The 17964-nt window shown below is 76.2% G+C and carries 20 protein-coding genes; 13 read left to right on the top strand and 7 right to left on the bottom strand.

Annotated features, from left to right (window positions below; translation table 11 throughout):
- Window positions 1-15: 15 nt before the first annotated feature.
- The 9 genes from rsmD (at window position 16) to ACI79F_RS00830 (ending at window position 5126) form a co-directional block, all read left to right on the top strand.
- Window positions 16-570 carry a 16S rRNA (guanine(966)-N(2))-methyltransferase RsmD gene (rsmD, locus tag ACI79F_RS00790; RefSeq protein ID WP_456543700.1) on the top strand — a complete coding sequence of 185 codons (555 nt, stop codon included), beginning with the start codon at window positions 16-18 and terminating at the stop codon, window positions 568-570.
- Entirely contained in the window at window positions 567-1049 is a 483-nt protein-coding gene (coaD, locus tag ACI79F_RS00795) for a pantetheine-phosphate adenylyltransferase (RefSeq protein ID WP_456543699.1), read from the top strand. The genes rsmD and coaD overlap by 4 nt, the downstream gene beginning before the upstream one ends.
- A complete protein-coding gene (locus ACI79F_RS00800; protein WP_456543698.1) occupies window positions 1046-1735 on the top strand; it encodes a hypothetical protein in 690 nt (229 codons plus the stop codon). Before coaD ends, ACI79F_RS00800 begins: the two co-directional genes overlap by 4 nt.
- Before the next feature lie 224 nt (window positions 1736-1959).
- Window positions 1960-2583 (top strand): YceD family protein, encoded by a 624-nt coding sequence (locus tag ACI79F_RS00805; protein WP_456543697.1) that lies wholly within the window; start codon window positions 1960-1962, stop codon window positions 2581-2583.
- Between the two features lies 1 nt (window position 2584).
- A complete protein-coding gene (rpmF, locus tag ACI79F_RS00810) occupies window positions 2585-2764 on the top strand; it encodes a 50S ribosomal protein L32 (protein WP_456543696.1) in 180 nt (59 codons plus the stop codon).
- 12 nt (window positions 2765-2776) lie between these two features.
- Complete coding sequence (gene rnc, locus ACI79F_RS00815) at window positions 2777-3607, top strand: ribonuclease III (protein WP_456543695.1); 831 nt, start codon at window positions 2777-2779, stop codon at window positions 3605-3607.
- 7 nt (window positions 3608-3614) lie between these two features.
- On the top strand, window positions 3615-4505 hold the full coding sequence (mutM, locus tag ACI79F_RS00820) for a bifunctional DNA-formamidopyrimidine glycosylase/DNA-(apurinic or apyrimidinic site) lyase (RefSeq protein ID WP_456543694.1): 891 nt from the start codon (window positions 3615-3617) through the stop codon (window positions 4503-4505).
- Window positions 4502-4777 carry an acylphosphatase gene (locus tag ACI79F_RS00825; protein WP_456543693.1) on the top strand — a complete coding sequence of 92 codons (276 nt, stop codon included), beginning with the start codon at window positions 4502-4504 and terminating at the stop codon, window positions 4775-4777. Before mutM ends, ACI79F_RS00825 begins: the two co-directional genes overlap by 4 nt.
- Window positions 4778-4925: 148 nt before the next feature.
- On the top strand, window positions 4926-5126 hold the full coding sequence (locus ACI79F_RS00830; RefSeq protein ID WP_456543692.1) for a hypothetical protein: 201 nt from the start codon (window positions 4926-4928) through the stop codon (window positions 5124-5126).
- An 81-nt stretch (window positions 5127-5207) separates the two neighbouring features.
- Here the strand turns inward: ACI79F_RS00830 and ACI79F_RS00835 are convergent, their stop codons facing one another.
- On the bottom strand, window positions 5208-5417 hold the full coding sequence (locus tag ACI79F_RS00835) for a ferredoxin (RefSeq protein WP_456543691.1): 210 nt from the start codon (window positions 5415-5417) through the stop codon (window positions 5208-5210).
- Window positions 5418-5529: 112 nt separating this feature from the next.
- Between ACI79F_RS00835 and smc the strand changes: the two genes are divergently transcribed.
- On the top strand, window positions 5530-9096 hold the full coding sequence (gene smc, locus ACI79F_RS00840; RefSeq protein WP_456543690.1) for a chromosome segregation protein SMC: 3567 nt from the start codon (window positions 5530-5532) through the stop codon (window positions 9094-9096).
- Between the two features lie 86 nt (window positions 9097-9182).
- Here the strand turns inward: smc and ACI79F_RS00845 are convergent, their stop codons facing one another.
- On the bottom strand, window positions 9183-10010 hold the full coding sequence (locus ACI79F_RS00845; RefSeq protein WP_456543689.1) for an endonuclease/exonuclease/phosphatase family protein: 828 nt from the start codon (window positions 10008-10010) through the stop codon (window positions 9183-9185).
- 4 nt (window positions 10011-10014) lie between these two features.
- Window positions 10015-11703 (bottom strand): alkaline phosphatase D family protein, encoded by a 1689-nt coding sequence (locus ACI79F_RS00850; protein WP_456543688.1) that lies wholly within the window; start codon window positions 11701-11703, stop codon window positions 10015-10017.
- Between the two features lie 168 nt (window positions 11704-11871).
- Here ACI79F_RS00850 and ftsY point away from each other — a divergent pair, with 168 nt between their 5' ends.
- Complete coding sequence (ftsY, locus tag ACI79F_RS00855; protein WP_456543687.1) at window positions 11872-13101, top strand: signal recognition particle-docking protein FtsY; 1230 nt, start codon at window positions 11872-11874, stop codon at window positions 13099-13101.
- A gap of 67 nt (window positions 13102-13168) precedes the next feature.
- On the opposite strand, the gene ACI79F_RS00860 is transcribed toward ftsY, so the two are convergent.
- From ACI79F_RS00860 to ACI79F_RS00875, 4 genes are read right to left on the bottom strand one after another with little or no spacing between them, the layout of a single operon-like run.
- Window positions 13169-13948, bottom strand: coding sequence for an energy-coupling factor ABC transporter ATP-binding protein (locus tag ACI79F_RS00860; RefSeq protein ID WP_456543686.1), 780 nt, complete (start codon window positions 13946-13948; stop codon window positions 13169-13171).
- Window positions 13945-14727 carry a cobalt ECF transporter T component CbiQ gene (cbiQ, locus tag ACI79F_RS00865; protein WP_456543685.1) on the bottom strand — a complete coding sequence of 261 codons (783 nt, stop codon included), beginning with the start codon at window positions 14725-14727 and terminating at the stop codon, window positions 13945-13947. The genes ACI79F_RS00860 and cbiQ overlap by 4 nt, the downstream gene beginning before the upstream one ends.
- A gap of 13 nt (window positions 14728-14740) precedes the next feature.
- Window positions 14741-15109, bottom strand: a complete 369-nt coding sequence (locus ACI79F_RS00870; protein WP_456543684.1) for a PDGLE domain-containing protein — start codon at window positions 15107-15109, stop codon at window positions 14741-14743.
- A complete protein-coding gene (locus tag ACI79F_RS00875) occupies window positions 15106-15813 on the bottom strand; it encodes an energy-coupling factor ABC transporter permease (protein ID WP_456543683.1) in 708 nt (235 codons plus the stop codon). The genes ACI79F_RS00870 and ACI79F_RS00875 overlap by 4 nt, the downstream gene beginning before the upstream one ends.
- A gap of 348 nt (window positions 15814-16161) precedes the next feature.
- Here ACI79F_RS00875 and ACI79F_RS00880 point away from each other — a divergent pair, with 348 nt between their 5' ends.
- Together ACI79F_RS00880 and ACI79F_RS00885 are read left to right on the top strand one after the other, a co-directional pair.
- Complete coding sequence (locus ACI79F_RS00880) at window positions 16162-17514, top strand: ammonium transporter (protein WP_456543682.1); 1353 nt, start codon at window positions 16162-16164, stop codon at window positions 17512-17514.
- The gene (locus tag ACI79F_RS00885) at window positions 17511-17849 is read left to right on the top strand and encodes a P-II family nitrogen regulator (protein WP_456543681.1); all 339 of its coding nucleotides are present in this window, start codon (window positions 17511-17513) and stop codon (window positions 17847-17849) included. The genes ACI79F_RS00880 and ACI79F_RS00885 overlap by 4 nt, the downstream gene beginning before the upstream one ends.
- The last annotated feature ends 115 nt before the right edge of the window (window positions 17850-17964 follow it).

A 17964-nucleotide genomic window follows, 5' to 3' on the forward strand; every position in this document is an offset into this window, starting at 1 on the left:
GGCCCTGGAGCAGGCATGACCCGCCTCATCGCCGGCGCGGCCGGCGGGCGGCGGCTCGCGGTGCCCCCGTCCGGGGTGCGGCCCACCGGCGACAAGGCCCGCCAGGCGCTGTTCAACAGCCTGGGCGGCCTGCTCGACCTCGAGGGTGCCGCGGTGCTCGACCTCTACGCCGGCTCCGGGGCGCTGGGCCTGGAGGCGCTGTCGCGCGGCGCCGACCCGGTGGTCCTCGTCGAGTCCGGCCCGCGGGTGCTGCCGGTGCTGCGGGCGAACGTGGCCGCGGTCGGGCTGCCCGGGGCGCGGGTGGTCGCCGGGTCGGTGCCCACCGTCGTCGCCGGCCCGCCGCCCGCCCGGTTCGACCTCGTGCTGGCCGACCCGCCGTACGCGACACCGAGCGAGGACGTGATCGGGGTGCTGCGCGCGCTGGCCGGCGGCGGGTGGCTCGCCGAGGACGCCGTCGTGGTCGTCGAGCGCTCCAGCCGCGAGGAGCCGTGGGAGTGGCCGACACCGCTGACCGGGATCCGCGATCGCCGCTACGGGGAGGCCCTGCTCCGGTACGGTCGGCTGTCGTGAGGCGCGCCGTCTGCCCCGGTTCGTTCGACCCGGTCACCAACGGCCACGTCGACGTCATCTCCCGGGCCGCCGGCCTCTACGACGAGCTGGTCGTGGCGGTGCTGGTGAACCCCGGCAAGGCGGGGCTGTTCTCCGTCGAGGAGCGCATGGAGCTGCTCCGCGACGCCTGCGCCGACCTGCCCAACGTCGTCGTCGACAGCTTCCACGGCCTGCTGGTCGACTACTGCCGCGCGCACGACGTCCCGGTGATCGTGAAGGGCCTGCGCGCGGTCGGCGACTTCGAGTACGAGCTGCAGATGGCCCAGATGAACCGCGAGCTGGCCGGCATCGAGACGCTGTTCGTGCCGACCGCGCCGCAGGTCGGGCACCTGTCCTCCAGCCTGGTCAAGCAGATCGCCACCTTCGGCGGGGACGTCTCCCGCCTGGTGCCCAAGGCCGTCCTCGACCGGCTGCTGGCCAAGCGGGAGCAGGAGTCATGACGGAGGTCGTCTACCGGCTCTACGACGTCGTCGACGAGCTCAGCCAGGTCATCGAGAACGCGCGCAGCGTGCCCATGTCCGGCTCGTGCATGGTGCCCCGCGACCACCTGCTCGACCTGCTCGACGAGCTGCGGGAGAACCTCCCGGAGGAGGTGCAGCAGGCCGGCCGGATCGTCGAGCAGCGCACCGAGATCCTCGAGATGGCGCAGGCCGAGGCCGAGCGGCTGACCGGCCGCACCCGCGGGGAGAGCGAGCAGCTGGTCTCCTCGGCGCGGCGGCAGCGGGAGGAGATCCTCGGCGTCGCGCGTCGGCAGCGCGACGAGCTGCTCGCCCAGGCGCAGGCCGAGGCCGAGGACCTGCTGGCCGAGGCCGAGGCCGAGGCCGCGCGGCTGGTCGAGGAGGCCCGGCTGCACCACGAGGCCGTCCTGGTCGACGCGCAGGCCCAGCGGGCGCAGCTGCTCGCCGCGGCCGCCGAGGAGCACGAGCGGCTGGTCACCGAGACCGAGGTCTACCGCGGCGCCGTCGCCCGCGCCGACGAGCTCGGCGCCCAGACGGCGACCGACGTCGCCCGGATGCGCGCCGAGGTCGAGCAGTACGTCGACACCCGGCTCGCCGACTTCGGCACCACCCTGGAGCGCATGCTGCGCTCGGTGGAGAAGGCGCGGCTGAACCTCCGCGAGCCCTGACCCGCCGGCCCCCCGCCGGGATCAGGTGACCTGATCGTGGAGCGTCCTCCCTCACCGCAGGAGGTGGGGGAGGACACCGCACGACCAGGGGAGCTGATCGTGGCGAGGGTCGCTCCCCGGCGGGCGGACGGCGCCGCGGCGGGATCGGGTAGTCTTGGCAGCTGCTCCGGCTCCGGGTCGTTCCCGCCGGGCATCCTCCCTCTCCCGACCCCGCGAGTACCGACATGCCTGCCGCACCGCTGCCCCGTCCCGGCGCCGCGTCCCCGGACGCCCGGCGTCCCGCCGGCGACCCCTGGCGCGTGGACCTGCGCGAGCTGGGCCGCCGGGCCGGGTCGATGACCGAGCTGGACCGCACGGCGCCGGCGCCCGAGGGCTTCCGCGTCGAGCTGATCGGCGTCCCCGAGGGCGCGCCGGTGCAGCTGCACCTGCGGCTCGAGGCGGTCATGGAGGGCGTGCTGGTCACCGGCGACGTCGAGGCCCCGCTGGTCGGCCAGTGCGCGCGCTGCCTCGAGGACGTCGAGGACACCCTGACCCTCTCCGTGCAGGAGCTGTTCGCCTACTCCGGCAGCACGACCGAGGCCACCAGCGAGGAGGACGAGGTCCGCCGGGTCGAGGGCGACCACCTCGACCTCGAGCCGATGGTGCGCGACGCCGTCGTCCTCGCCCTGCCCCTGTCGCCGACCTGCACCGACGACTGCTCGGGGCTGTGCGTCGACTGCGGCGAGCGCCTCGACGACCTCCCCGCCGACCACTCGCACGACGTGGTCGACCCCCGCTGGGCCGGGCTCGCCGGCAAGCTCACACCTCCGCCGGGCGCTCCTGGCGGTACCAACCCGAAGGAGAACTGACGTGGCCGTCCCGAAGCGGAAGATGTCCCGCAGCAACACCCGCGCGCGCCGCTCGCAGTGGAAGGCGACCGCCCCCACCCTGACGCCGTGCCCGAACCGGGCCTGCGGCGAGCTCAAGCCCCCGCACCAGGCCTGCCCGAACTGCGGCCAGTACGACGGCCGCCAGGTCCTCGCGGTCTGACCCTCGGCGACCGTGGGTAGCCCCGCCGCGGCCGCACCGGCCACCGGCACCGGCGCCGGGCAGAGCCCGTCGCCGGCCGGGGCTGCCCACGCCGCCACCGCGGCCGCCTGGCTGCGCGACGCCCTCGGCGTCGAGCTGCCCGGCGGCCTGCTGGCGTTGGCGCTGACCCACCGCTCCTACGCCTACGAGAACGGCGGGCTGCCGACCAACGAGCGCCTGGAGTTCCTCGGTGACTCGGTGCTCGGCCTCGTCGTCACCGACGAGCTCTACCGCAGCCAGCCCGACCTGCCCGAGGGGCAGCTGGCGAAGCTGCGCGCCTCGGTGGTCAACATGACCTCGCTGGCCGGCGTCGCCCGCCGGCTGGGGGAGGGCGGCATCGGCCCGCACCTGCTGCTCGGCCGCGGTGAGGAGACCACCGGCGGCCGGGACAAGGACTCCATCCTCGCCGACGCCATGGAGGCGCTGATCGGCGCGATCCACCTCGGCCTCGGGCTGGACGTCGCCGCCGCGATCGTGCACCGGCTGTTCGACCCGCTGCTGGCCGAGTCGGCCACCCGCGGCGCCGGCCTGGACTGGAAGACCAGCCTGCAGGAGCTCGGCGCCGCGCGCGGGCTCGGGGCGCCGACCTACGTGGTGCAGGACACCGGCCCCGACCACGCCAAGAGCTTCACCGCCGCCGTCCTGCTGTCGGGCACCGAGTACGGGCGCGGCGGCGGCCGCACGAAGAAGGCCGCCGAGCAGGAGGCGGCCGAGGCCGCCTGGCGGGCCCTGTCCGCCGAGGCGCCCGCCGCGAGCCCGGCGCCGACCCCGGCCGAGGACCCGGCCGCGACCCCAGAGGACTGAGCCGCCCGTGCCCGAGCTGCCCGAGGTCGAGGTGGTCCGGCGCGGCCTGGCGCAGTGGGTCGCCGGCCGCACCGTCGCCGCCGTCGAGGTGCACCACCCGCGCGCGGTGCGGCGGCACCTCGAGGGCACCGAGCACTTCGTCGCCGCGCTGACCGGCCGGACGCTCACGGCGGCGCACCGGCGCGGCAAGTACCTGTGGCTGCCGATGGCCGAGCCGGACGGGACGCCGTCGGGCCGCGCGCTCGTCGCGCACCTGGGCATGAGCGGCCAGCTGCTGGTGGAGAAGCGCACCCAGCCCGACGAGGTGCACCTGCGGGCCCGGTTCACCTTCACCGACGGCGGGCGGGAGCTGCGCTTCGTCGACCAGCGCACCTTCGGCGGGCTCGCCGTGGAGGACACCCCGGCCGACGACCCCGCCGGCCTGCCGTCCCGGCTGGCGCACATCGCCATCGACCCCCTCGACGCCTCCTTCGACGAGGCGGCCTTCAGCGCGGCGCTGCGGCGCCGGCGCACCGAGGTCAAGCGGGCGCTGCTCGACCAGACGCTGATCGGCGGCGTCGGCAACATCTACGCCGACGAGTCGCTGTGGCGCGCCGGGCTGCACGGCGCCCGGCCCACCGACGCCCTCACCCGGCCTCAGGTCGCCGCCCTGCTGCAGGGCGTGCGCGACGTCCTGGACGAGGCCCTGGCGCAGGGCGGCACCTCGTTCGACTCGCTGTACGTCGACGTCAACGGCCAGAGCGGGTACTTCTCCCGCTTCCTCGCCGTCTACGGCCAGGCCGACCGCCCCTGCCCGCGGTGCGGCACGCCGATCCGCCGCGAGTCGTTCATGAACCGGTCCAGCTACAGCTGCCCGCGCTGCCAGCCGCGCCCGCGCGCCCGGCGCGCCCGCCCGTGACCGCGCCGGTCCGCGTCGTCGCCCTGGTCTCCGGGCTGGTGCAGGGCGTGGGCTACCGCTGGTTCGTCCGGGGGCTGGCGGTCGACGCCGGCCTGGCCGGCTCGGCGCGCAACCTGCCGGACGGCCGAGTCGAGGTGGTCCTGGAGGGCCCCGAGGACGCCGTCCGCGCCGCGGTGGCCGCCCTCGCCGGCCCCGGCGCGCCCGGCGCGGTGCGCGCGGTGGACGCCCGGGACGGCCTGGTGCAGGGCGTTCAGGGCTTCACCACGGCGTGACGAAGACGACATCCCCCTGACACGGGACGTCGGCAGTGTGCCGTTGACCTGCGTGTCCCTCCCTGTCACCCTTGTGGTATCCAGCCCGCGCCGACCGCGATCCGGGGCGCCGGGCACACCTCTCGCTGTCAGGAAGGCCGCCACAACCATGGCCAAGGCCCTGTTCGGTCACGTCGTCAGCCCGGCGCAGCTGGTCGTCGAGGAGAACGCAGCGCTGCGCGCCCGAGTACGCCGTCTGGAGGCCGAGCTCGAGGAGCTGCGCGCCCAGCGCGACGCCGCCCGCGACGCCGTCATCGCCTCCGAGCTGCTCAGCATGGCCGGCGACAACTCCGAGCCCGCGCTGGCCTGAACGACGCGTCCTGCGAGCGCCGGCCCGGTCCCGGGCCGGCACCCCACACCCCGGCCGGCCCGCCCCGTGAGGGGTGAGGTCTCAGTCCTCCACCGGCTGCAGGCTCAGCGCCCGCTTCGGGCAGCTGTCCACCGCCTCGCGGACCCTGCCCAGCAGGGCCTCCGGCGGCCGCTCCTGCAGGACGTAGAGGAAGTTGTCGTCGCGGACCTCGAACACCTCGGGCGCGATGCCCATGCAGACGGCGTTCGACTCGCACAGGTCGAAGTCCGCCACCACCCTGTAGCTCGCCACGCGCGCAGCCTAGTGCCGCCGGGCCGGCGGTCCGTGCCTCTCCGGCCCCACCCGGCCCACCCGCCCCGCGAGCCGGGTCGCCGGCTCCCTCCTCGGTTAACCTCCTGATCCCGTGCACCTGTCGAGCCTGACGCTGAAGGGCTTCAAGTCCTTCGCGTCCCCGACGACCCTGCGGCTCGAGCCCGGGATCACGGCCGTCGTCGGCCCCAACGGCTCCGGCAAGTCCAACGTCGTCGACGCGATCGCCTGGGTCCTCGGCGAGCAGGGCGCCAAGAGCCTGCGCGGCGGCAAGATGGAGGACGTCATCTTCGCCGGCACGGCCGGCCGCCCGCCGCTGGGCCGGGCCGAGGTGACCCTGACGATCGACAACGCCGACGGCGCGCTGCCGATCGACTACACCGAGGTGTCGATCACCCGCCGCATGTACCGCTCCGGGGAGAGCGAGTACGAGATCAACGGCGACAAGGTGCGCCTGCTGGACGTGCAGGAGCTGCTCAGCGACTCCGGCATCGGCCGGGAGCAGCACGTCATCGTCGGCCAGGGCCAGCTCGACGCCGTCCTCTCCGGCCGGCCGGAGGACCGCCGCGCCTTCATCGAGGAGGCGGCCGGCGTGCTCAAGCACCGCCGGCGCAAGGAGAAGGCCCTGCGCAAGCTCGACGCGATGCAGGCCAACCTCGACCGGCTCGGGGACCTCACCGCGGAGCTGCGCCGCCAGCTCAAGCCGCTGGGCCGGCAGGCCGAGGTGGCCCGCCGCGCCGCCGGCGTCCAGGCCGACCTGCGCGACGCCCGCCTGCGGCTGCTCGCCGACGACCTGGTGCGGCTGCGCGAGGCCCTGGACAAGGACGTCGCCGACGAGACCGCCGCCCGGGAGCGGCGCGCCGTCGTGGAGGCGGAGCTGGCGGCCGTCGCCGCCCGGGAGTCGGCACTGGAGTCGGGCCTGGCGGCCAACGCCCCGCTGCTCGGCGGGGCGCAGGACACCTGGTACCGGCTGTCCGCGCTCACCGAGCGGTTCCGCGCGCTCGCCTCGCTGGCCGCCGAGCGGCACCGCCACCTGTCCGCGCCGCAGGCCGCGGCGACCGGCGGGCGCGACCCCGAGCAGCTGGAGGCCGAGGCCGACCGGATCGCCGCCACCGAGGCCGAGCTCGCCGAGGGGCTGGCCGCCGAGCGGGGGCGGCTGGCCGCCGCCGTGGCCACCCGCGCGGAGTCGGAGCAGGCCCTGGCCGCCGCGGAGAGGGCCTGGGTCGCGGCCACCCGGGCGCTCGCCGACCGCCGCGAGGGGCTGGCTCGCCTCTCCGGCCAGGTCGCCGCCGCCCGGTCCCGGGTGACGGCGGGCCAGGCCGAGATCGACCGGCTGGCCGTGACCGCCGGCGAGGCCGTCGAGCGCGCCGACGCCGCAGCCGAGCGGCTGGCGCAGCGCCGCGCCGCGCTCGCCGAGCAGGAGGACGACGACGTCGCCCTCGTGACCGCCCACACCGACGCGGTCGCCGCGCACGCCGACGCCGCGCGCCGGGTCACCGAGCTGGTCGCCGCGGAGCGGGCCGCCGAGCGCGACCGCGCCGGCGCGCAGGCCCGCCGCGACGCCCTCGCCTCCGGCCTGGCGCCCGCCGATGGCGCCGCGGCGGTGATGGCGGCGGGCCTGCCCGGGGTGCTGGGCCCGCTCGCCGACCTGCTGACCGTGGCACCGGGCGCCGAGACCGCGCTGGCCGCGGCGCTGGCGGGCCGGGCCGACGCGGTCGTCGTCACGGGCGTGGCCGAGGCCGCCGCCGCCCTGGCGCACCTCAAGGAGGACGCCGCCGGCCGGGTCGCCCTCCTGGTCACCGCCGGGTTGCCGCCGCTGCCGCGCGAGGGCTGGCCCGAGCTGCCCGAGGGCGCGCGCTGGGCGCTGGACCTCGTGCAGGCACCCGAGGGGACCGGCCCCGCGCTGTCCCGGGCCCTGGACCGGGTCGCGGTCGTGCCGACGCTCGACGCGGCGGCGGCGCTGGTCACCACCCACCCGCGGGTGCGCGCCGTCACCGCCGAGGGCGACCTCGTCGGCGCCGACTGGGCGGCCGGCGGCCAGGCCGACGCGCCGACCGGCCTGGAGGTCCGCGCGCGGGTGGAGGAGGCAGGCCGGGAGCTGACCGTCGCCGCCGACCGCGCCGCGGCCCTCGCCGAGGAGCTCGCCGCCGCCCGCGAGGCCGCGCGGGAGCGCTCCGCCGACGTGGAGGCCGCGCTGGCCGCCCGCCAGGCCGCCGACCGCAGCCGGTCGGCCGTCGCCACCGAGCTGGCCGAGCTCGGCGCCGCGGCCCGGTCGGCCGCCGCCGAGGCGGAGCGGTCGACGGCGGCGCGGGTCCGCGCGGAGCAGGCGCTGGAGCAGGCCGAGACCGCCCTCGCCGGCCTGGAGGAGCGGCTGGCCGCGGCCGAGGCGGTGCCGCTGGAGGACGAGCCCTCGTCGGAGGAGCGCGACCGGCTGCGGCTGGAGTCCGCCGCCGCGGGACGCGCCGAGACCGAGGCCCGGCTCGCCGTCCGCACGGCCGAGGAGCGGGCCCGCGCCCTGTCCGGCCGGGCCGAGTCGCTGCGCCGGCAGGCCCGCCAGGAGCGCGCCACCCGGGAGCGGGCCGCGGCCGCGCGGGCCGCCCGCCAGCGCGGCGCCGCCGTCGCCGGCCGGGTGCGCGCCGACGCCGAGGCCGCGCTCACCGCGCTGGCCGGGTCGCTGGCGCGGGCGGCCGCCGAGCGCGACGAGCTGGCCCGCCGGCGCAGCGCCGCCGAGGCCGAGCTGCTGGAGGTGCGCGGCCGGGTGCGGACGGCGACCGCGGAGCTGGAGCGGCTCACCGACGAGGTGCACCGCGACGAGGTGGCCCGCGCCGAGCAGCGGTACCGGATCGAGTCGCTGGAGGGGCGGGCGGCCGAGGAGTTCGGCGTCGACCTGCCCACCCTCGTCGCCGAGTACGGGCCCGCGGCGCCGGTGCCGCCGTCCCCGGCGCAGGTGGCCGCCGCGGAGGCGGCGGGGGAGCCCGAGCCCGAGCCGGTGCCCTACGACCGGGCCGCCCAGGAGCGGCGGGCCGCCCGCGCCGAGCGCGACCTCGCGACGCTGGGCAAGGTCAACCCGCTGGCGCTGGAGGAGTTCGCGGCGCTGGAGGAGCGGCACACGTTCCTGGCCACCCAGCTGGAGGACCTCAAGGCCACCCGCCGCGACCTGCTCACCGTCGTCCGCGAGGTCGACGACCGCATCCACGACGTCTTCGCCGCCGCGTTCGCCGACGTGCAGCGGGAGTTCGAGCAGGTCTTCGCCGTGCTGTTCCCCGGCGGGCAGGGCCGGCTCACCCTCACCGAGCCCGACGACATGCTGACCACCGGCGTCGAGATCGAGGCCCGCCCGCCCGGCAAGAAGGTCAAGCGGCTGTCGCTGCTGTCCGGCGGCGAGCGCTCGCTCACCGCGGTCGCGCTGCTGGTGGCGATCTTCCGCGCCCGGCCCTCGCCGTTCTACGTGCTCGACGAGGTCGAGGCCGCCCTCGACGACGTCAACCTTGGCCGGCTGCTCACGCTGGTGGAGCAGCTGCGTGCGACGTCGCAGCTCATCGTCATCACCCACCAGAAGCGGACGATGGAGATCGCCGACGCCCTCTACGGCGTGAGCATGCGCGGCGACGGCATCACGGGCGTGATCAGCCAGCGCCTGCGCGAGGCCGAACCCGCCTGAGGAAGGACCCCGCTGCGCCCCACCGCTCGCAGGCTCGCGGAGGGCCCCTGCAGCGGGGATGCACACGGTGCCGGCCGAGCGACCGCTCAGACTCCCGAAGGGACCAGCAGGTCGACCACGAGCGGCAGGTGGTCGGAGGCGCCCTCGGCGTCGAGCACCCGCGCGGCGACGACGGAGATGCCGCCGGAGACCCACACCTGGTCGATCCGCCGGCGGGGCGAGCCGGCCGGGTGGGTCATGCCCTGCCCGCTGTGCCAGAACCGCCAGCCGGCCCGGTCCTCGGTCGACTCGGCCAGCTCCCAGGCGTCGGTGAAGCGCCCGCGCAGCGGCTCGAGCTCGGGGGCGTCGGGGGAGGCGTTGAAGTCCCCGACCAGCACGCCGGTGCCCATCGCCCCGCTGTGCAGCCCCGCGAGGACCTCCACCTGCCGGGCCCGCTCCTCCGCCGAGGTGGTGGTCAGGTGCGTGGCGGTCACCCACAGCGCGCCGCCGTCGAGCTCCACCATCGTCTGCAGCGCGCTGCGCGGCTCCCCGTCGCCGGGCAGCGGGTGGACGTCGCTCACCAGCACGGGCAGCCGGGAGAGCAGCGCGTTGCCGTACTGCCGCCGGTCCTCGCCGTCCCGTCCGGGCTCGTCGATCGCCGGCCCCCACGCCAGCTGCATGTCCAGCGCCCGGGACAGCAGCAGCGCCTGGTCGACGTCCTCGCTGCGGGGGCCGAACCGGCGGTCGACCTCCTGCAGGCAGATCAGGTCGGCGTCGACCGCGGCGAGCACCGTGGCCAGGCGGGCCAGGTCGTGCCGTTCGTCGGTGCCCACCCCGTGGTGGGTGTTGAAGGTGACGAGGCGGACGGGGATCGGCGGCTGGTCCGGGCCGGGGGCCGGCCGCGGTCGTCCGGGGTCGGTCTCTGCGTCGCTCACCCGGTCAGCCTGACACCTCCGCCGGGACCAGGGCGGTCAGCGGGAGGTCCAGCACCTGGTGCAGCTCCTCGGTGCTCCGGGTGCGCTCGTCGGCGACCAGCAGCCGGAACCGGGCGCTGCTGCCGTCGAGGACCAGCTCGCCGACCTGGTTGCCGAAGAACGGACCGGCGACCTTGGTCCAGGCCAGCGGCGACGGCGCGACCCGCGCGATCTTGGCCAGGCCGGTCGTCAGCCGGCGGGCCCAGCCGCTCCAGCCGATCCGGAAGCCGACCTTGATCGGGTGCGGCGCCTGGTTGTGCAGCGGCGAGACGGTCAGCTGGTGCACCCGCGAGGTGAGGCCGCCGGGCTCGGTGAGCTCGGCGACGTAGGCGTGGTGGACGTCGCCGGAGAGCACGAGCACGGTCGCCGGTGCCCGGCCGGCCTCGCCGCGGGCCAGCGCGGTGACCGCCCGGCCCAGCCGCTCGAAGGAGTGCCCGAACGCCGCCCAGTGCTCCAGGTCGGCGGCCTGCCGCAGCGCCTCGGCGAGCCGGCCGCGCCACCGGCCCTCGTGGCGCACGTTCAGCGTCTCGTTCCACCGCTCCACCTCGTGGATCGCGTGGGGGAGCAGCCAGGGCAGCGACGTCCCGAGGACGACGTGCTGCACGCCCTCCTCGACGGCGCGGCGCATCGCCGCCTCCACCCAGTCGAACTCGGCGTCGTCGAGCATGCGGCGGGCCTGCTCGTCGAGGACCCGCCCGGCGCGGCTGTCGACCATCACCATCCGCACGTCGCCCCAGTGGCGGACGTAGCTCCACCGGATCGACGGCGGGTCGCGATCGGCCGCGAGCGCGAGCCGGCGCAGCATCGGCTCGGCGTCGTCGCTGTCGTCGGTGCGCGTCTGCATCGCCTGCCAGACGTCGTTGTCGGCCAGCTCCTGCGGGCTGAGGTTGCCCAGGTGCTGGTAGACCCAGTAGCTGATCAGGCCGCCGGAGATGCGCTCGGCCCACCAGTCGGTGCCGGTCACCCGGCGGCGCCAGGCGGCCGAGGTGTTCCAGTCGTCGATCATCTCGTGGTCGTCGAACACCATCGACGACGGGATGGTCGACAGCAGCCAGCGGACCTGCGGGTCGGCCCAGGACTCGGCGTAGAGGCGGGTGTACTCCTCGAAGTCGGCGACCTGGACGTCGTCCGGCAGGGTCCGGCCGCGGCGCAGCGACAGCCACTGGCGGGTCGGCCCGGTCAGCTCGTCGGCGTACACCTGGTCGCCGAGCAGCACCAGCGCGTCGGGCCACCGGTCCTCGGGCAGCGCGGCGACCCGCGCGCCGTAGACGTCCAGCGCGTCGGGTGGGATCCCCTCCGACAGGGCGACGGTGCTCGGGGTGGCGTAGCGGCAGGAGCCGAAGGCGATGGTGAACGGGCCGGGGCGCCCGGGGGTGCGGATCCGGCTGGGCGGGAACGGCGACGCCGCGTCCGGCCACACCCGGGCGCCGTCCAGGCGCACCTCGTAGGGGGTGCTGCTGCCCGGCTCGAGGTCCTCGACGACGACCAGCGCGTAGTGGTGGCCGCCGACGCAGAACGTGCGGGCCCGGCGACCCAGCACCTCGACCTCGCAGGCGCGGTCGGTCTCCACCCACACCGTGGCCGACACGGGGTCCACGTGCCGCAGCAGGGGGCCGATCAGCAGGGCGGGGGGATCGCCGGGGGACGGTGCCATGCGGGCGAGCCTCCCACCCGGAGCTCGGGTCGTGCCCGGTGCGGGCCGTCACATCGCGGCCGGTGCCTGCCGTGACATCGCGGCCGGTGCCTGCCGTGACATCGCGGCCGGTGCCTGCCGTGACATCGCGGCCGGTGCCTGCCGTGGATCGCCTGGGAGACTGACGGCATGGAGTTCGTGCTGATCGCGATCGCGATCCTCGTCGTCGCCCTGCTGGTCGGCGCCGGCCTGCTGGTGAGCCGCGGGCGGCGCACCACCCGGCTGGACGACGACGCCGTGGCGGGCACGACGCTCACCCGTCCCCGCCCGCCGCAAGCCCCGCCGAAGGCCCCACCGGCGCAGCCCCGCCCGGACTCCGGGGCGACCGCCAGCGGGCTGGGCACGACCCCCGCGGAGGAGACGCGGCCGGCCGAGCCCGTCGAGCTGCCGCCGGCCGAGCCCGAGCCGGAGCTGACCTTCGAGACCCCGCCGCCGTCGGCCGGCCGGCTGGTCCGGCTCCGGGCCCGGCTGGCCCGCTCGCAGTCCTCCCTGGGCCGCGGCCTGCTCACCGTCCTGGCCCGGGAGAAGCTGACCGAGGACGACTGGGAGGAGCTGGAGGAGACCCTCCTGGCCGCCGACGTCGGCGTCGCCGCGACCACCCAGATCGTCGACCGGCTGCGCACCCAGTCGATGGTGCTGGCCACCGCCTCCGGCGCCGAGCTGCGCGCGCTGCTGGTGCGCGAGCTGACCGCCGTCCTCGGCCCAGACCTCGACCGGTCGCTGGGCGTGGAGCGGCACGAGGGCCGGCCCGGCGTCGTCCTGGTGGTCGGCGTCAACGGCGCCGGCAAGACGACGACGGTCGGCAAGATCGCCCGCGTGCTCGTCGGCGACGGCCGCAGCGTCGTCCTCGGCGCCGCCGACACCTTCCGCGCGGCCGCGGCCGACCAGCTGGAGACGTGGGGCGAGCGGGTCGGCGTGCTGACCGTCCGCGGCCGGGAGGGCGGCGACCCCGCCTCGGTGGCGTTCGAGGCGGTGCGGACCGGCATGGAGGGCGAGGTCGACACCGTCGTCGTGGACACCGCCGGGCGGCTGCACACCAAGTCCGGCCTGATGGACGAGCTGGGCAAGATCAAGCGGGTGGTCGAGAAGCAGGCCCCGGTCACCGAGGTGCTGCTGGTGCTCGACGCGACGACCGGCCAGAACGGCGTCGTCCAGGCGCGGGTGTTCACCGAGGCGGTGGAGGTGACCGGCGTCGTCCTCACCAAGCTCGACGGCACGGCCAAGGGCGGCATCGTCGTCTCGGTGCAGCGCGAGCTCGGCATCCCGGTGAAGCTGGTCGGCCTCGGCGAGGGCGCCGACGACCTGGCCCCGTTCGAGCCGGAGGCGTTCGCCGAGGCCCTGGTCGGCGGCGCGGACTGAAGAAGGACCCCGCTGCCCCCCACCGCTCGCAGGCTCGCGGCGGGCCCCCGCACCGGGGCCGCCGCGGCTACGGCACGCGGGTGGGGTCGAAGCCGTAGGGCAGCTCGAGCCGGTGGCGGGCCAGCAGGTCGGCGTCGGCGAGCAGCTCGCGGGTCGGGCCGTCGGCGACCACCACGCCGCCGTCGAGCACCACCGAGCGCGGGCACAGTTGCAGGGCGTAGGGCAGGTCGTGGGTGACCATCAGCATGGTCACCGGCAGCCGGGTGAGGACCTCCGCCAGCTCGCGGCGGCCGGCCGGGTCGAGGTTGGACGACGGCTCGTCGAGCACCAGCACCTCCGGGTGCATCGACAGCACCGTGGCGACGGCGACGCGGCGGCGCTGGCCGAAGGACAGGTGGTGCGGCGGCCGGTCGGCGACCCCGGCCATGCCCACCTGGTCCAGCGCCGCGGCGACCCGGGCGGTGACCTCGTCCTCGGGCAGGCCGAGGTTGCGCGGGCCGAACGCGACGTCCTCGCCCACGGTCGGCATGAACAGCTGGTCGTCGGGGTCCTGGAAGACGACGCCCACCCGGCGGCGGACCTCCTGCAGCGTCCGCCTCTCGACCGGCAGCCCCGCCACCTCCACCCGGCCGCGGCCGCCGCGCAGCACCCCGTTGAGGTGCAGCACCAGCGTCGTCTTGCCGGCGCCGTTGGGGCCCAGCAGCGCCACCCGCTCGCCGGGGTCGAGCCGCAGGTCCACCCCGTAGAGGGCCTGGTGCCCGTCGGGGTAGGCGAAGGCCACGTCCTCCACGAGCAGGCTGGGTGCGGGCCCGGAGTCGCCCAGGGGGGAGGGGACGGCGGCGCTCACCCGACCAGCATCCCCGCCCCGAGGACGGCGGCGGCGGCCAGGGGCAGGCTCAGCCCGACGGCCCACTGCCGCGGGGCGACCGCGGCGGCCGGTGCGCCGGCCAGCCGGCCGGTGTAGCCGCGCGACAGCATCGCCAGGTGCACCCGCTCGCCGCGCTCGTAGGAGCGGACGAACAGCGAGGCCGCGGCGGGGCCCAGCACCCGCAGCGCGCCCAGGTGGCGGGGGCGGAAGCCGCGCGACTCGCGGGCCACCCGCATCCGGCGCAGCTCGCCGGAGACGACGTCGGCGTAGCGGATCATGAACGACAGGATCTGCACGAGCGCGGCCGGCAGCCGCAGCCGCTCCAGCCCGCGCAGCAGCTCCCGGGCCTCGGTGGTCGCCGCCAGCACGGTGGCCGCCAGCACCGACAGGGTGGCCTTGGCCAGCAGGCCGCCGCCGGCGACCAGGCCGCTCTCGGACAGCGACAGCCCGGCGACCTCGACCCGCGGGCCGCGGGACACGAACGGCAGCAGCAGCGCGAAGACGACGAACGGCAGCTCGACCGCCAGTCCGCGGACCAGCCGCCGCGGGGTCAGCCGGGCGACCGCGGCGACGCCGAGGACCAGGACGGCGAACCCGGCGTAGGCCACCCACGCCCAGTCGGCGTGCACCGGCGTCGCGACGACCACGAGGGCGAACGCGAGGACGGCGACGAGCTTGACGTGCGGCGGCAGCCGGTGGACGACGCTGGAGCCCGGCACGTAGGCGGCGCCCAGCGCCCCGCCGTGCCCGCTACCCACCGGACCGGCCCACTCAGCCCGCCCGGTCGGCGGGGACCGGCTCGCCGGCCGCGTCCCCGGTCGCCTCGCCCGCGGCGGCACGGCTCCCGCCGCGGCGGCGCAGGACCAGGGTCAGCCCGCCGGCCAGCGCCAGCGTCGCGGCCACCCCGATGACCCCGGCCAGGCCGCCGGAGAGCCGGCCGTCGTCCACCCCGCTGACGGCGTAGTCGGCCAGCGGCGAGTCGGCGGTGGCGCTGTCCTCGGCCGTGTGCCCGAAGCCCTCCTCCTCGGCCGACCACTCCAGGCCGTCGGGGGAGGACGAGGCGTAGTAGCTGCCCACGCCGGCGATCAGGAGGGCCACGAGCACGCCCACGAGCAGGAAGCCCCGGTTGCGGCGGCTCACCGGACGCTCCCGGCGGCCGGCGCAGTCAGCGGCCTCGGGGCCAGGTCTGCCGGCCGGCGCAGGTGGGCGGCGCCGTGGACCAGGTCGGGCCGGACGGTGAGCACCGCGCTCAGCACGGCGACGGTGATCGCGGCCTCGCCCAGGCCGATGAGCAGGTGGATGCCGCCCATCGTGGCGGCGACCGCCCCCAGCGACACGTCGGCGACCCCGCCGACGGCGAACAGGCCGACGAAGGCCAGCGCGGCGGCCGGCACCGAGACGAAGGCGCCCGCGGCCGCGCCGGCCAGCACCCCGGTCCGGGTGCGCGGCAGCAGCCGGACGACGAGCCGGGACACCCCGTAGCCCAGCGCGACGGCGACCAGGCCCATGAGCGTGACGTTCGTGCCCAGGGCGGTCAGCCCGCCGTCGGCGAACAGCACGGCCTGCACCACGAGGACGACGGTCATGCACAGCACCGCCGTCCACGGCCCGACCAGCACCGCCGTGAGGGCCCCGCCGATGAGGTGACCGCTGGTGCCGGCGCCGACCGGGAAGTTCATCATCTGCACGGCGAAGACGAAGGCCGCCGTCAGCCCGGCCAGGGGAGCGGTGCGCTCGTCGAGCTCGCGGCGGGCGCCGCGCAGCGCGAGGGCGACGGTGCCCGCCGCCACCACGCCCGTGGCCACCGAGGTCGGGGCGTCGAGGAAGCCGTCCGGGACGTGCACGCTGCCTCCACGGGAGTCCAGGGGATGGGCGGGCCCGGAGGCCCGGCGGCGAGCTTATTGCATGCCGTTGGCAACTGCGACGGCGTCGCAGCAGGGCCCCGCGCTGTGCCGGCGGTCACCCCCGGAGGCGCCGGCAACAGCGGCGAAACACGACCGCCGGACACGCGGGGCGGAGTTCACCGTCCGGAAACAGTCGCGCGCCGCCAGGCGAAACAGGCTCCCGGCACCGTGAACGCCGGTCGCTCCCAGGGACGGGAGCCCGCCTCTCCACTCGCGCCCGGGTCCCCGGGTCCGCTCTCGTGGCCCGTCTCCGCAACCGGGCCGCACCGACACCCTCAGGAGGTTGCCGTGGACACCGGCGACACCGCCTGGGTGCTGATCAGCGCCGTGCTCGTGCTGTTCATGACCCCAGGACTCGCGCTCTTCTACGGCGGCATGGTCCGCGCGAAGAGCGTCCTCAACATGATGATGATGAGCTTCGGCGCGCTCGCGCTGATCGGCGTGCTGTGGGTGCTCTACGGCTACTCGATGGCCTTCGGGGACGACATCGGCGGCGGCCTGCTCGGCGACCCCTTCGAGTTCTTCGGCCTCGACGGCCTGATGGGGACCGCCGGCCTCGACGGCGGCTTCGCCGCGACCGAGCTGGTCTTCACCGTGCCCTCCATGGCCTTCGTCGCCTTCCAGGGCATGTTCGCGATCCTCACCGTCGCGCTGATCTCCGGGGCCATCGCCGACCGGGCCCGCTTCGGCCCGTGGATGGTCTTCGCCGGCGTGTGGGCGACGATCGTGTACTTCCCGGTCGCGCACTGGGTCTTCGCCTTCGACGGCGCCGAGTCCGAGACCGGCGGGTGGATCGCGAACGACCTGCTGGCCGTCGACTTCGCCGGTGGCACCGCGGTGCACATCAACGCCGGTGCGGCCGGCCTGGCGCTCGCCCTGGTGCTCGGCAAGCGGCGCGGCTTCGGGCGCGACCCGATGCGTCCGCACAACCTGCCGCTGGTCATGATCGGCTCCGGCATCCTGTTCTTCGGCTGGTTCGGGTTCAACGCGGGCTCGGCGCTGGCCGCCAACGGGCAGGCCGCCGAGGTCGCCGTCACGACGCTCGCCGCCACCGCCGCCGCGGCCCTGGGGTGGCTCGCCACCGAGAAGATCCGCGACGGGCACGCCACGTCGCTGGGCGCCGCCTCCGGCGTCGTCGCCGGCCTGGTCGCCATCACCCCGGCCTGCTCCGCGGTCTCGCCGGTCGGCGCGCTCATCCTCGGCCTGGTCGCCGGCGTCGTCTGCGCCCTCGCGGTCGGCCTGAAGTACAAGCTGGGCTACGACGACTCGCTCGACGTGGTCGGCGTCCACCTGGTCGGCGGCCTGTGGGGCACCCTCGCCGTCGGCCTCTTCGGGACCGCGGCCTCCACCGCCGGCATCGACGGCCTCTTCTACGGCGGCGGCCTGTCGCAGCTGGGCAAGCAGGCCGTCGGCGCGCTCGTCGTGCTGGTGTACTCCTTCGTGCTCACGCTGGTCATCGGGTTCGTCATCTCGAAGGTCATGCGCTTCCGGATCACCGAGGAGGAGGAGGTCACCGGCATCGACACCACGATCCACGCCGAGTCCGGCTACGACCTCGACTCGCTCGGCGGCGGCAGCGGACCCACGCTGCGTGAGCAGGCCCGGGCCGAGGCCCGCAACATCGAAGGGAGCCGGGTGTGAAGCTCGTCACCGCCATCGTCAAGCCGTTCAAGCTCGACGACGTCAAGAACGCCCTCGAGCTGATCGGCATCGCGGGGCTGACCGTCAGCGAGGTCCAGGGCTTCGGCCGGCAGCGGGGCCACACGGAGGTCTACCGCGGGGCGGAGTACCAGGTGGACTTCGTCCCCAAGGTCCGCATCGAGATCGTCGTCAGCGAGCTCGACGCGGCCCGCGTGGTCGACGCCATCGTCGAGTCGGCCTCCACCGGCCAGATCGGCGACGGCAAGGTCTGGGTGACCACGATCGACGAGATCGTGCGGGTCCGGACCGGCGAGCGCGGCGCGGACGCGCTCTAGGCACAGCAGGACGTCGGCCGGGGCGGTGGGGAGCGACCCCGCCACCCCGGCCGACGTGTCCCCACCCCCGGCGCCGCGGCGCGCCCCTCGTTCCGGCGCCCGCGGCGCCGACGCC

This window comes from Blastococcus sp. SYSU D00868, assembly GCF_054050575.1.

Bases quoted from the DNA above. Each gene is read 5' to 3' on its own strand.
- ACI79F_RS00805 (WP_456543697.1), top strand. From the start codon at position 1,960: ATGCCTGCCGCACCGCTGCCCCGTCCCGGCGCCGCGTCCCCGGACGCC.
- ACI79F_RS00800 (WP_456543698.1), top strand. From the start codon at position 1,046: ATGACGGAGGTCGTCTACCGGCTCTACGACGTCGTCGACGAGCTCAGC.
- rsmD (WP_456543700.1), top strand. From the start codon at position 16: ATGACCCGCCTCATCGCCGGCGCGGCCGGCGGGCGGCGGCTCGCGGTG.
- ACI79F_RS00850 (WP_456543688.1), bottom strand. From the start codon at position 11,703: ATGGCACCGTCCCCCGGCGATCCCCCCGCCCTGCTGATCGGCCCCCTG.
- ftsY (WP_456543687.1), top strand. From the start codon at position 11,872: ATGGAGTTCGTGCTGATCGCGATCGCGATCCTCGTCGTCGCCCTGCTG.
- ACI79F_RS00830 (WP_456543692.1), top strand. From the start codon at position 4,926: ATGGCCAAGGCCCTGTTCGGTCACGTCGTCAGCCCGGCGCAGCTGGTC.